The organism is Rhodanobacter sp. DHB23 (assembly GCF_014842975.1).
Taxonomy (GTDB): Bacteria; Pseudomonadota; Gammaproteobacteria; order Xanthomonadales; family Rhodanobacteraceae; genus Rhodanobacter_A.
In genome coordinates this window covers 299,899-313,892 of sequence record NZ_JACYXK010000026.1, presented here as the reverse complement: position 1 = coordinate 313,892, position 13,994 = coordinate 299,899, and the positions used below count along the sequence as shown (strand labels likewise).

At 56.0% G+C, this 13,994-nt stretch carries 11 protein-coding genes; all 11 read right to left on the bottom strand.

Going from position 1 to position 13,994, the window contains the following annotated elements; all coding sequences use genetic code 11:
• Positions 1–123: 123 nt before the first annotated feature.
• Positions 124–1,065 carry a glycosyltransferase gene (locus tag IHE47_RS09820; protein ID WP_192105715.1) on the bottom strand — a complete coding sequence of 314 codons (942 nt, stop codon included), beginning with the start codon at positions 1,063–1,065 and terminating at the stop codon, positions 124–126.
• A gap of 219 nt (positions 1,066–1,284) precedes the next feature.
• Positions 1,285–2,034 (bottom strand): glycosyltransferase family 2 protein, encoded by a 750-nt coding sequence (locus IHE47_RS09815; protein WP_192105714.1) that lies wholly within the window; start codon positions 2,032–2,034, stop codon positions 1,285–1,287.
• A gap of 143 nt (positions 2,035–2,177) precedes the next feature.
• Positions 2,178–3,389 (bottom strand): glycosyltransferase, encoded by a 1,212-nt coding sequence (locus IHE47_RS09810; protein WP_192105713.1) that lies wholly within the window; start codon positions 3,387–3,389, stop codon positions 2,178–2,180.
• A gap of 13 nt (positions 3,390–3,402) precedes the next feature.
• Positions 3,403–4,290, bottom strand: coding sequence for a hypothetical protein (locus IHE47_RS09805; RefSeq protein ID WP_192105712.1), 888 nt, complete (start codon positions 4,288–4,290; stop codon positions 3,403–3,405).
• 21 nt (positions 4,291–4,311) lie between these two features.
• Positions 4,312–5,256, bottom strand: coding sequence for an ATP-grasp domain-containing protein (locus IHE47_RS09800; protein WP_192105711.1), 945 nt, complete (start codon positions 5,254–5,256; stop codon positions 4,312–4,314).
• 12 nt (positions 5,257–5,268) lie between these two features.
• Positions 5,269–6,384 (bottom strand): DegT/DnrJ/EryC1/StrS family aminotransferase, encoded by a 1,116-nt coding sequence (locus IHE47_RS09795; RefSeq protein WP_192105710.1) that lies wholly within the window; start codon positions 6,382–6,384, stop codon positions 5,269–5,271.
• A gap of 15 nt (positions 6,385–6,399) precedes the next feature.
• Complete coding sequence (locus tag IHE47_RS09790; protein ID WP_192105709.1) at positions 6,400–7,749, bottom strand: hypothetical protein; 1,350 nt, start codon at positions 7,747–7,749, stop codon at positions 6,400–6,402.
• Positions 7,746–8,675, bottom strand: coding sequence for a GDP-L-fucose synthase (locus IHE47_RS09785; protein WP_192105708.1), 930 nt, complete (start codon positions 8,673–8,675; stop codon positions 7,746–7,748). The genes IHE47_RS09790 and IHE47_RS09785 overlap by 4 nt, the downstream gene beginning before the upstream one ends.
• A gap of 5 nt (positions 8,676–8,680) precedes the next feature.
• Positions 8,681–9,790: a GDP-mannose 4,6-dehydratase gene (gene gmd / locus IHE47_RS09780; RefSeq protein WP_192105707.1), complete on the bottom strand. Its 1,110-nt coding sequence runs from the start codon at positions 9,788–9,790 to the stop codon at positions 8,681–8,683.
• Between the two features lie 184 nt (positions 9,791–9,974).
• Positions 9,975–11,948 carry a hypothetical protein gene (locus IHE47_RS09775; RefSeq protein WP_192105706.1) on the bottom strand — a complete coding sequence of 658 codons (1,974 nt, stop codon included), beginning with the start codon at positions 11,946–11,948 and terminating at the stop codon, positions 9,975–9,977.
• Positions 11,948–13,960, bottom strand: a complete 2,013-nt coding sequence (locus IHE47_RS09770) for a tetratricopeptide repeat protein (protein ID WP_192105705.1) — start codon at positions 13,958–13,960, stop codon at positions 11,948–11,950. Before IHE47_RS09770 ends, IHE47_RS09775 begins: the two co-directional genes overlap by 1 nt.
• Positions 13,961–13,994: the final 34 nt, after the last annotated feature.

Genomic DNA, 13,994 nt, shown 5'->3' with positions numbered 1-13,994 from the left:
CTCGTCCACCGACACATACGAGAACATGCCCAGTTGCTGGATGTCGGCTCCGCGCACGGAAACGGCCTGATGATTGATGAGGGCTATGATTGTCGCCGGTGCGGGGGGTTTCTCAACAGCCTGCTAGCTGGAGGGTGTGTCTAGGCCTGATTTGTTTCCGTGTAGGGGTTTTCCTGAGGTTCCGTGCATGTAGGCGAGCGCCACAAGCAACCTGACGATGGGTTTGGTTACCATATAAGGCAGCCATGAATGTGCCAGGAGGCGGTCAATTTTTGGCGCGGCTCGAAGCGCCGGATTCAACAACAATGCAACTGGACGTAACCAGCTGTGCAGGCGAGTATCGAGTGCGGCATAGCCAAGCTTTCTATAAGCTCGGGCATGCTTACTTGAGAACAGTAAGGCTGATTCGCCAGCGGCGCGATGCATTTTTTCAAGTACGGCTGGTAGCGTCAGTAAATCAATATGTTCAATTATTGCGTTGGTGCACCAGCCCAATGTTCCGGCTTGAGACAGGCGAGCAAAAAGGTCTCGATCCTCAAAGCCATATGTGGCATAACAAATGTCAAAGCCCTGCAACTGTCGAAATATCTTGGCGTGTACGGCGAAGTTCTGCGTCGAGCCGGCAAAAGAGTGACCCCTTGCGTGTTGTCTCGCACGACGCGCGGAGGCATCGTTCTGATAGCGAGACCAGAAGCCGTCGCCGTTGCCTGTGACCGGACCGCAGGTGGCAATATTGCCTGCAGACAGCATTTGGAGGTGTGTGGCGAGAAAGTGCGTGCCTATTGGTCTGCAGTCGCAGTCGATAAAAACGAGGAACTCTCCATGAGCCAACTTGGCCCCTGCGTTGCGAGCCGCAGAACGGCCCATGTTATGGGGTAGTGCCAGTACGTGAACTTGTTCGGTTTCGCATCGGCGTAATAATTTGATACTGTCGTCATCGGAGCCGTCGTCGACCACGATTACCTCAAGTGGATGATCGGAAGGTAGCTTCTGTCGGTGAAGTGAACGAATAAGTTCAAGTGCACTTGTCGCGTTGCGAAAGACAGGTATAACGACGCTGATCACGTTTATCTCTCGCCTTGGCTATTTATGAGCGATTGAGTGTGGTTTGGTGAATACGCATTACGGCAAAGGAAAGCGTAGAGAATTTCTCTATATATTTAGCGCTCATGTTGTTTTAATGTCTAATCGCCAGAGTTGCCCAGTTTATAGGCTATAGCCTATCGCTGCTGTCTATGCCAAGGCTGGGCTGCTCAGATGAGGCTGTTGGTAATGATCGAGAGTTCAATTTTGAATGCCTAAAACTTTTGCTACGGGGATGCGCCAGAGTTTATCTAGAAAATTAAATGCGGCTCGGACTGGCCCTATTCTGCGACAGGAGGCTTGAATACGGTATCGCTCAATCAGCATCGTCCAGCGACGACGTCTACTGATGCCCCCATCTGCGATGTCTATCGTGTGTAACGGTACGTGTAGGCTGCGGATACTGGAGGGGAGGCGTAGAAGAAATTCGTAGTCGGCACTGATTTGATAGTTAATATCAAATGGTCCGTAATATTGGAAGAGCTCACGCCTATGTAACGCACCAGGGTGGCAGATAGTCATGCGCCTAGCAACCTTGGAGTAGTCCCACGGATTGCCGAACTCATGAAGACTTCCATTTCGGCTGAGCAGTGCGCCTCGGCTGGTGATGATGTCGAACGCGCGTTGGTCGATAGCATCAAACAGTTTGCACAGAACTGATGGCGTGTGCCAAGCATCATCGGCACCTAAAAAGGTCACGTACTCGCCTTTGGCATGTGCTATCGCTTGGTTCCAGGCATCATAAATACCGGCATCGGGTTTGCTTTGCCACCAAGCCAAGTTCTGTGCGTGGCGCTTAATTAATTCGAGTGTGCCATCCGTAGAGCCTCCATCAGCAATCAGCAGTTCCCAGGCATGAAAGCTCTGAGCTAGTACGGATGCTAGGCAGGCCTCGAGCGTAGAAGCCGCGTTGTAGGTGGCAATGATGATGGATACTTTGGGCTGGTCCATGGATTAGACGGCATCGCAAGCGAGATAGTTGATGATATGCATGCATGGTGCCTCAAATTGTAGTATAGGAGACTTCGGTGATTTGTTGTGCGCCGACATATAGCTGAAGATATTGGGTCATTTAGTTAACTAAGGCAATTTCGTCATTTTTGCCCAATTTGAAGTATTCGGGACAAATATCCATCGATTTCAAGGCCCAAATGCTCAAGGCGAAGGCGTCCGTTTTTTGCGCAATCATCTGGAGACGATGCAGGGAGGGGGGCTGCAAGACGGTCGGAGATGGCATTGGCAAGTTCATTAACGTCGCCTGCACGAAAGAACGATATTGGGCCGAAGTCTGCTTCGCGATTTACGACAATGTCCGATACAATTGCGGGGATGTTCATTCCGATGGCTTCGTAAACAGAGCCTCCTCCAGGTCCCCCTTCGAATAAAGTTGGTTGGACTAAAAGCCTGCAGCCACGTAACAGAGCCAACTGGTGTGCTTTAGGGATAAGACCAAGAAAGTGCAGTCGGTCAGTAATTCCGAGCGATTTAGCTAGACTGATCAGTTGTCCGAAATGCTGCGGTTCGCGATGATCGATCGGGTCGCCAGTCATGACCAAGTGTAGATCTTGGTGAGTGTGGTTAAGTTGCGCGAATGCGCGAAAGGCTGTTGCGTGATCTTTGTGCTTCCAGAAATGGTTGCAGATGAGTATGTATGGCCCGACGATGCCATATCGCATCTGCGTCGTGGCGATGTCGGAATCAAACCACCAAGGTAGCGCGTAAGGTGTAAACGGCATTGCAAGGATAGCGTCTTCCTTCACGTTTAAAAAGCGCGCGACATCGCGAGCAACCATTCTTGAGTTCACAACAATTCCATTGGAATCGTTTGCGATCCTTGAGAATTGTCGATCTCTATTGCGTTGGGCGCGGGAGGAGAATAACTCAGGAATATAGCGATGCTGGAAATCAAAGATATAGCCAATACGTTTGATCTTGGCATGGCGTCCCAAGGGGTGCATCGTCGGAAATACAATGTCCGCGTTGCACTCTATTGCTGCTGAGAGGATGCCATTAGAATCATTTGTGCAGGAATGTATCGACAAGCCTGAGACCAAGTCTTCGGCAGTCTTGCGCAGTCCTGACTGGTTCCCCGCGGACTCAGGGGGGGTGCCAGCGAGCCATTCCCGCCAATGCCGTAATGTGGCCAATAATAAACGTTGGGTGGCTGTGGGTTTTGGAAATGCAATGTGTAAGTCGATTTTGGTGGCCGCCGTTTCGCTTCTCATAGCGGAAATGAGAAGGCGGACGAGATCCAAGCCGCCATTCCAGCCGATATAACCGTGCAATGGGAGTAAAACGCGCTTCATCTTGTCAATAATCTCACGCAGGCTTTCTGGCGATACAGCTGATTCCCAGAGGGCTAAACGGGCGTCCCTGACATGGAACCTTTTCTATCTCTATAATTTCGAATTTGTGTCCGAACAAGGCGCGATATCCAGCGTCTGAAATGCGCCAGTAATCAGGGCGAGGCTCATGGATACCCAAATTCCAGGGTGTTAGGGAAAAAACGAAGCCGCCGGGTGCTAGAAGTTCATGGAGTACGGTTGGTACTTCAAACAGATGTGACATGTGTTCTAGGCAGGACACCATCACGATGGCACCTAGACTGCCCGGTTCCAGCCGTGTTGGTGCATCAAGAAGGTTGCAGCAGATGTCAGGCTTCGATTCTGAATTGCTGTCGAGCGAGAGGTAAGCTAGCCCTTGTGCTTCGAAAGCACGACGAGAGTCGAAAAAAACCTCCGGAAGGTGTTCGTAAACGACACCGTTTAAGCCTATGAGTGTCATTGGTTCGACCTCCAGGACTGCGCCCCTTAGGCCAGGATACGCTGCGACCCTTTGCAAGAAGTCCACCATAGCGAGGCGAAATAGGCGCAAGTAAATATCGTCGATATTTGGCTTGTGTGTACGCGAAAGCATTTCTATGGCGGCGGGCCACCCGGAAAACGGAATTGCACGATCATCAATAATCCGGTCCGCGACGGGTTTTCCCATATGGAGGCCGTCGTAAGGAACTCCATTTCTCTCTAGCCAATCTTTGGTCATCGCAAGTTCTGACCACGACCGTGCAGTGTAGATGATAATCTGGTGGCCTGCATCTCGAAGCGCGGCCAGTGCTTGCGCAGCTCCCTCTATTGGCTTGGCAAGCGCGCGCTCGAAGGTTTTTTCCTCCGTGCAGATGACACCGTCCATATCTATAAGCAAATGCATGGGGCTTCCTTGAAAGCTTGGTCAAATCTGTTGATCAAAAAATATATCCCTACGGCACCGCATCATCAGCGATCCCGCCAGCCACGGGGCGTTGATGGGAAGTGGAAGTCCTAGTCGTTCGCGCAGAATCCATCTTGGCATGTCGAGGCCGCAGTGGATGGAGTGCGTTACGCCACCGCCAAACCTCGGATTGACTTCTAGCAACACTGGGCCATTAATGGTGTCGATGAATTGTGCAGTCAGTGGACCTTGCCAGCCATCTATAGAAAACAGCTTCTGTGATATGGCCGCGATTTCGGGATGTTGCGTGCTTAAGGAAGTGTTGACCTCGCCATCAATCACTTCCATGCGAAGCCGTGGCATAGCAGCTACGAGCCGGCCATCGCGGGCGACATACGCATCTACACTATATTCTTGGCCTTTAACGACATCCTGTTCGATATAAGAGCTAGGATCATCAATGGAAGCAAGAAACTGCGTGCGTTCACTGTCATCAGAAACGGTGACTTGCCCGCGACTGCCGAAACCGAGGCGTCGCTTGAAGATACGTGGCCAGCCACTGCGCCCCGGAACTGTAAACCCATGGGCTGAGAACCATCGGTCAGCTTCGATTTTGTCTTCCATTTGCCGACAAAGGGGGGCTGAGGATACGACTGGCCATGCCCCGGATTCTATTAGGGGTTTGCGCACGGCAGATAGTGCGACTGTCGCGGAATCCATGTTGGGTATAATTACGTCGAAATTTGTGACTCTGCCTTGTGCCATTAACCACTTAGAGAAATCGTTGCTATCGAAACGAGGGGCCTGAAGGATTTTTGCAACTGCACCAGCGGGCGCATGAGGTTCAAGCTCTGCGCAGTACAATGAGAGTTTAATTTCTTCAGCTTGACCTGCTGTGAGAAAATCTTCCAAAAGACTCAGGCGTTTGCCGGCGCCAAGAAACAGAATTCGGAGCACATTGCGCATCAGGTATTACCTTCAACTCATGGAGTCGGCAGGAGCGGTCGGGGTGCAAATGTCGATGATCACTTTACAGATATTTTCAACCTCTCTCATTGGCAGGTTGTGCCAGCTTGGTAGGTTAATACCGCGTGCTCCGAGGTCTTGCGCTACTGGTAATTGGGCTTCGGTGAAGTACATCGGCATCGTATGTACGGGGTGGAATGCGGGTCGTGTCTCAATGCCGTGCTCGCGAAGTGCGGCCCGCACACGATCGCGCTGATTCTTGTCAGGTGCCAGTACGGTGACCATCCAATGCGAAGAAATTTCACCTTTGGTAGCTTCTTGCAGTGAAACGTTGCAGCCCTTAAGGAGCGAGTGATAGGCCGACGCTAAGTTCGACTTGCGGAGCAAGATGTCGTCGATGCGTTCAAGTTGGGCTAGGCCCATTGCGGCACAAATATTGGTCATGCGGTAGTTGTAACCGATGATATCGTGCCAATATTCGCGATTTTCTGCGAGTCCTTGCCCGCGTAGATGTCTAACTCGGGCGTTGAGTTCATGGTCATTGCACACGACCATTCCGCCTTCGCCAGTCGTAATAGTCTTGTTTCCGAAAAAGCTGAAAGTTGCGATGTCGCCGAATGTGCCAACATGGCGATCATTCAGGCGTGTACCGATGGCTTCGGCGCAATCTTCCACCAATTTTAAACTATGCCTCTCGCACAATTCGACGTAACGCGGCATGTCACAAGCACCACCATAAAGATGAACGGCCATGATTGCACGCGTACGTGATGTGATCCTTCGTTCGACATCAGCAGGATCTAGTTGCCACGTATCTGGGAGCGAATCGCAAAAGACGGGTGTCGCCCCCACATATTGAATTGCATTGACTGATGCAACGTAGGTAAAAGACGGTACAAGAACTTCGTCTCCTGGGCCGATTCCGAGTGCTAAAAGTGCAAGATGCAGTGCTACGGTGCCATTGCATGCACTACTTGCGTGAGGTGCGCCGACAAATTTTGCAAAAGTTGCTTCGAAGTCCTGGATGAAGTGACCTTTTGAGGAAACCCATGTGCTTTCGAGACATTCGAGTACATATCTGCGCTCATTGCCGGAGAGGTCAGGTTGGTAGACAGGGATGCGAATCATGCGTAGTTACCGAATTCAATAGTTCTTGGTCAGTGCTGCATCCACAAGTTTTCGCCCAAGCAATAGCGTCGGGATGAGACTAATGGTGATGTACGTTATCACGGTTGCCCACGGCATGAGAGTTATGCCGAAGTGGCTTACTACCCAAGTTTTCGCGACTAAGCAGGTTATGGCAAACAAGCTGGCGACGATAATCTGGTAACGCATAATGCTTGCTGCATTGAAGAACGTCGCGATGGCAGTGCCAATTGCGTCGATAATGGTCCAAGCCGCGAAGCCAAGTAGCAACGCTCCGTTGACATTAAGCGGTCGATGCACCCAGAGAGCAATGATGCGATTAAAGCCAAAGCTCAAGACAAGCACGACTCCGATTGCAATAGTGCAAGCGAAAACCAGTGAGCGTCGCAGGGTGCGGAGTACCCAGCCATGGTTGCGAGATGCCAGCGCCTGGCGATAAATAGGCCAAAGTGGGGCCCAGATCAAGCCCAATCCCAGTGGAACAATCGAATAAAGGCGTTGCACGATTGAATAGGTGCCAGCATCAGTCGGTCCGGATATGGCTGAAATCAGAGGGAGGTCGGCTGAGTAGGCTAAGGCGGCGGCGAGTTGGAGTACAAAAAACAGCGTTCCTTCGCGGCGGATGCGGCGAGCAATTTCTGGGTGCCTTGTCGATGGTCGAGCAAAGTCGGGGGCGCAAAGTAATGTTACTGTGTTAGCAAGGGATGCTAGCAATGGAGTGAAGACTGAAGCGGCAGTCAGTTCAGGAAGGGAAGCATTTGTACGCGCCAGAGTGATTACAAAAACAAGGGTAATGAGCTGCCCCGCAGCCTGCCAGCGAAAGGCGCGATCGCCGCGACCCAAACCCAATTGCACACGAGTCGCTAGGTTCAAAGGTACCGCAAGGACAATCGCAAACAATACGGCGCATGCCGCCAAGCGGCACGCGTTGGCCGACGCTGCTGGCAGGCCGAGTAACCAATGCCAAGGTACCCACGGCGCTGTAAGAGTAACCAGTACAGCAAGGCCTAGCGCAATCCAAACCAGCGTTCTGCGCCCTTCGTGCACTACGGCGGCAACTTCATTCACGTTCCCACGGCCATGTGCCGCAGCGACGAGATTCATAGTACCGTTACCAAAGCCGAAGTCGAGAAATCCCGCGAACGTCACGAGAGAAACTAATGTCGCCCACGCGCCAAACTCGGATGGTCCCAAGGCATGCAATACAAAGGGGACACTGAGGAATAGGTTTGCTGCAGCAGCAGCTTTGGCAACTAATGACCAGCCGCCTGTGAGGACAATCAGCCGTCCACGAGAACCGAGCCATGTTTGAGACAGCAATGCCCTATGATGGGAACGTAGCGTCATTGCCTGGATACCGTATAAGCCTCGTATATGCGACGCAATCCGTGATCCAGGGGAATCCGTGATTGCCAGCCCAATCCTTTAAGGTGAGATGTGTCCAATAGTTTACGCGGCGTACCATCCGGCTTCGATGGGTCGAATCGAAGGGTTCCGCGGTAACCAACAATCTTAGCGATCAGCAGAGCCAGCTCCGCAATGCTGATTTCTTGCCCCGAACCGATATTGACGATGCCCTCATCGCTATAGTTGCGCATTAGGAACAGCAAAGCGTCTGCAAGGTCGTTCGCATGCATGAGCTCCCTTAGTGGTGCACCTGTTCCCCAAATCATGACCTCTGGGGCATCGGCGAGCTTGGCCTCGTGAATACGGCGAAGCAAGGCTGGTACAACATGCGAATTTTCCGGATGGTAGTTATCGCCGGGGCCATAGAGGTTGGTGGGCATTGCGCAGATGGCATCAAAACCGTACTGCCGACGGTAGGCTTGGCACATCCTTAGGCCGGCGATTTTGGCGACCGCGTACCACTCATTGGTGGGTTCCAGTGGCCCTGTCAACAGATATCCCTCTTTGATTGGCTGAGGGCAGTCGCGGGGGTAGATGCAAGAAGAGCCCAAGAACAGCAACTTTTTGGCGCCGTGCTTCCATGCGCTATGGATCACATGGGTCTGAATTGCGAGGTTGTCGCGTAGAAACTCGGCGGGATAGGTGTTATTGGCGTGGATACCACCTACCTTTGCGGCAGCAAGGAAAACGTACTCGGGGCGCTCGGTGGCGAAAAATGCTTCCACCGCGAGCTGGTCTGTTAGGTCGAGCTCTTGTCTTGTTCGTAGAACAAGGGAGTCAAAGCCTTCGGCTTGCAGCCTTCTGACAATTGCCGAACCCACCATACCTCGATGGCCGGCAACATAGATCCTGGATAAAGTGTCCATCGGATTCACTCGTGGTGTTGCGTGATCCGAAATCCAGATCGTTCGATCAAGGCATCTCGGCGTGCAATTGAAAGATCCGATGCCATCATTTCGCGCACGAGGTCGTCGAAACTGGTTCGGGCCACCCAGCCCAGCTTTTCGCGCGCCTTCTGCGGATCACCCAGAAGCGTATCGACTTCGGCTGGGCGGTGATAGCGTGGATCGATGGCGACGATGCGTTGACCGATTTTCACTGCGGAATCGGCAGGTGCATAGGCGACGACAGCTTGTTCGTCGGTACCATTGCCATTCCATTCAAGGCGCATGCCCAGTTCGTGTGCTGCGCAGTCGACGAAATTACGTACGGTGTGTTGCTCGCCGGTGGCAATCACATAGTCCTCGGCCTGCGGTTGTTGCAGCATCAGCCACTGTGCTTCGATGTAATCACGAGCATGCCCCCAGTCGCGGCGGGCGTCGAGATTGCCCAAGTACAAGCAATCCTGCAGCCCGAGGTGAATGCGGGTTAGCCCACGGGTGATCTTGCGAGTTACGAAGGTTTCGCCTCGTATGGGCGATTCGTGATTGAAGAGAATACCGTTGCAGGCGTACATGCCGTAGGCCTCGCGGTAGTTGACCGCAATCCAGTAGGCATAGAGTTTTGCTACACCATAGGGGGAACGTGGATGGAATGGCGTGCGCTCGGTTTGTGGCGTTTCGGCGACCAGGCCGTAGAGTTCCGATGTCGATGCCTGATAGAAGCGCGTGCATTTTTCTAAACCGAGGATGCGAATGGCTTCCAGCAGACGTAACGTGCCCAAGGCATCGGCGTTGGCCGTATATTCGGGGGTTTCGAACGAGACTTGTACATGGCTTTGAGCGCCCAGGTTGTAGATTTCGTCAGGGCGTACTTGTTGGACGATGCGGATCAGATTGGTCGAGTCGGTTAGGTCGCCATAGTGCAATACCAGTTTCCGATCCGGTGTATGTGGGTCTTGGTAGAGGTGGTCGATACGCTCGGTGTTAAACGAGGATGCGCGGCGCTTGATGCCATGCACCTCGTAGCCCTTGGCCAAGAGAAATTCAGCCAGATAAGCTCCATCCTGCCCAGTGATTCCAGTGATCAGTGCGCGCTTCATCAAGAATGTCTTTGTCTTGTGCGGTTCAATGAGGTGGTAAGTGTTGTATGGGGAGGGGGCTGGTTGCTCAATTTGTTATTGATGCTAGGTAAAGTGTAATCCACCAAGTGCCCTATCTTTCCAGTTTTAGGGTATATGTCGAACGCATAGCCATATGCGATCGACAATGCGGTTCATCAGTTCCTCAGTGGGTTGTACTTGCAGGGACCGTGGACTGTAGATTGGCGATGTCACGATTCAATCTGCCACCGACGTTAAGTATTTCTAGCGCTTGAACTTGTCTTTCTGCCTCTGAGGGGCGGTTCTGCGCCAGTAGCATGCGCGCCAAAGTGATGTGGTAGGCCGGCTCGTTAGGGGCAGCCTCCACGGCCCCGGCAAGCATGCGTTCACCCAAGGCATGGTCGTCGAGCACGTTCCACGCGTAGTCGCCGTACATGGCCAGCAGGCGTGCGCTGGGATCGGGGTGCGACAACGCGGCGAGGTATGCCTCGACCATGCGCGACGCCGGCAGGTCGCATTCGCCATGACGGATGCATTGCGTCAATGCGCCCAACGAGCTTTCGTCCTGCACCCCGGGGCGGCGCGCCTTGAGCTTGGCGATCATGCTGTCCCACCATGCATCCTTGATGGGCAGGTGCATGCGCGAGTTCAGGAAGATCAGCGCCTGCTGGGGCAGGATCGACGAGTCGGGCAGGGCGGCGGCGTGCTCCAGTGGCGCATAGGCCAGCCTGGTGAATGGCGAGGTCGGGCTGTAGTTCGAATAGATGATGTAGAGGCGTCCCAGTTCGTACTGGGCGCGCGGGGAGTCGGGGGCGCGCTCGACCAGGGTTTCTGCCAGCAGCAAGGGGTTGCCCCAGGACACGGCCGTGATCGCGGTCTGCCCCGTCCACAGCAGCAGCAGGCCGCCCAGCAGGACGCGGCGTGGCAGCGCCATGAAATGCGCCATGGGTACGGCGAGCAGCGGCACCACGGCCAGCAGCAGGCCGAAGCTGGCGAAGTAGTTGCGATGCTCGTAGACCAGTTCCAGCGGCAGGACGGTACCGGTGAGCAATTGGCAGCCGAGGAACAGTGCGATGCCGAGCGCAACCAGCGGTCGGCGTGGGCGCAGCCATGCCGCGAGCGCGACCAGTCCGGCCAGGATGGCAATGCTGGCAAGCGTCGTCCAGGGTGCGAACAGCCCGGTCGAGACGACGAAGTTGTCGTGGTAGAACGACAGGGCCCGTGATGTCGGGCACAACGTCCAGGCCACGTAGTCCACCACGATGCGTGCCTCGCTGAGCAGGCGGGTGCCTAGCGTGAAGTCACGGGTCGACCAATATCCCGGGTTGACGACCTGCGGGGCCAGCCATGCCATGCCAGCGATCAGCGGCAGTGCCAGGACCACGGTGAACAGCGCGGGTACGCGCCAGTCGCATCGGCCGTCGCGCGAGGAGAAACGGAACAGCGCCCATTCGATCAGCAGTGCATAGAGCGGCAGCATCACCGCGGTTTCCTTGGCGAGCACGCCAACGGCGGTGGCAAGGACGATACTGGTGGTGCACAGGCAGAAGCTGCCCCAGCCTGCCTTCGACTTGCTGGCAGGTGGCTGCTGGATGGTTGCATCGCCGAGCATGCGCTGGCGCCCGGCAACGTAGCCGATCAGGCCCAGCATCACGAACAGGTTCGCCAGGCTTTCCATGCGCTGCACCACGTACAGCACGCCGGTGAGGTTGATCGGCAACAGCATCCAGCCGCCGGCGATCAGTGCGGCAACCACGTCTGCTTGTGTCGCGTCGGTCTCTTCCGTTCGCAGCAAGGCTCGGGACCTCGCCAACAGCATCCGCGCCAGCAGGAACACCAGTGCACCGTTCAGGAGATGGATGACGAGATTGGCCAGTTTCCAGCCGAAGGGATCCAGTCCGCCGGCCAGGTAATTCGCGGCGAAGCTCAGCGAGGACAGCGGACGCTTGAACTCGCTGGATGGCGAGGAGAGCGCCGCGCCCACCAGCGACGACAGGCTGGCGTCGTGCGGCTGTACGCCCTGGTTGTCCACGATGTTGGGGAAATCGTCGAACAACCAGCCGCCATGCAGGCCAGGCCAGTACACCAGGATCGTGATGACGAACGCAGCGGCAAGGAAAGCCCTGCCCGATTGCCAGCGGTTGGGAAGCAGGCGCATCAATGTGAGGTGTCCTGATGGGTGGCTGGATGCGCGGGAGCGATGCCCTTTGCCTCTGCGTCGGCTTCCAGCTGCAGGCGCAGGTAGGCGATCTCGTGCGGCCAGTAATTCTGGCGGGCAAGCACCCATTCGTGCAGTGCCGGCATGCCGGGCGCGGCCGGCGCTTCATGCGGCATCTGCTGGTAGTGGTCCAGCAGGCGAAGGCCTTCCGCGGGATAGCCGGCGGCTCCCAGCGCGGCGGCGCCCTGCAATGCCATCTCGGGCTTTGGCTGCAGATCCAGCCCATGCACGAAATCGCTGGTTGCCTCGGTGGGTTGCTGCATGGCGAGCGCGACAAGGCCGCGCAGGTAAAGCAGGTCCTGCTGCGTGCCAGGGGCGGACAGGTGCGTGTTGTTCTGGCCGGCATCGAGCACCTGTTCCAGCACGGCGACGGTCAATCCGGGGCACTGTCCCGACACGGCAAGAGGCAGGACCTGCCCGAACCATCTGATCAGCAGTGGGCCCACGACGGATGTATGCCGCATGGCCCCGACCAGGGCCTTGTCATCGCCCGGAGCCAGCCTGCCCATCCGGCAATGCACGTTGATCAGGTTGAAGGCGAGCTGTGCCTGGGCTGGCTGTGCGGCCAGCAATGCCTGCAGTCGGCGTGATGCGTCCGGGAGATGTCCGGTCTGCATCTCGATGTCCGCGGCATTAGCCTGGGCGCGTGGCGATTCGGGGTTGATCCGCGCCCACAGGATCGCCTGCGTCTGCACGTTGCCCCACAACTCGGCGCGCGCATGGGTCATCCAAGCCAGTGCGAGGGGCAGCAGTGTCATCAAGCTGCGCCTGACCAGTTTCAGGTTGTCGCCCGCCGACAACCAGAGCCCTAGCGGCCAGAACATCAGCAGCGCCGGGGTGTAATTGCGATGCTCGAAGTAGAGCTCCAGCGCGACGGAAGTGGATTCGAGCAATTGGCCGGCGAAATAGAACAGTATGGCCAGTGCCAGGGCCGGATGGCGTCGACGGAACCGCCAAGCCAGGCCGGCAAGCAGGAATACGCCCAGCATGGCCGGCAGCGTCGTGGCCGGGTGCAGCAGTGAGGTCGAGGCAAGGTATTGGTCGTTGAACAGCCCACTGGAGAAGGGGCGGGGCATCCACAGCAATTGCAGGTAGTCGAACAGCACGCGCGGTTCGGTCAGCAGGCGCTGCCCCATGCTCCAGGTGCGGACACCAATCGGGCCGCCGGCAAGCATGCCCTGCCATCCACTCCGTACCAGATAGCCGAGGATTGCGATGCATGGGATGAAGGCAAACACCCACAGGACGACGCGGTAGGCGCGTCGTGTCGTCAGTGCAGGCAATGGCCATCGTGGCGCCAGCACGATGGTTTCGATCAGCAAGGCGTAGAAGGGCAGCAATATCCCGTTGGCCTTGGCCAATGCGGCAAGCAAGGTGAAGCCGCCGAGTCCGAGGATGGCGACGCACAGACCGCGCCGTTGATTGCCGGTCGCCAGCAGTGCCCGGCCGTGCATCCAGAACAGCAGCCCGGCCATGACGCAGGTGGCCGACAGCATGGCCTCGCGCTGCACGATGTACAGGGTGGTCGAGACCAGCAGCGGGTGCAGCAGCCACATCGCGCAACCGAACAGGGCTGCGATCCTGGCCGGCCTGGCAGCAACCTTCAGGCCTTGCCCCAGTTTGGCCAGCAAGGCGTACAGCAGTGCGCCGTTCAACAGGTGCAGGATCAGGTTGGTGCGCTTGAACGGGTAGGGATCGGCCGGCCAGTCGCGGGCGTCGAGCAGGAAGGTCAGCAGGGTCAGGGGGCGGCCGAGCGGATCGTTCTTGCCCGCCGTGATGTATCGCCAGAACGCGGGCCAGTTGTCGATGCGGCCCTGGGTGCCGAGGGTGGGCAGGTTCGCGAAATCGTCGAACAGGAAGTTGCCGTGCAGGCCGGGCAGGTAGGCGAGCCAAGCCAGCACCGCCAGCAGTGCGAATGCCAGAAATGGCAGGGAGGCCCGAATTCTTTGCATGCGGCAGGTGCACCCCGAAAAAGGAAGGGCCGCA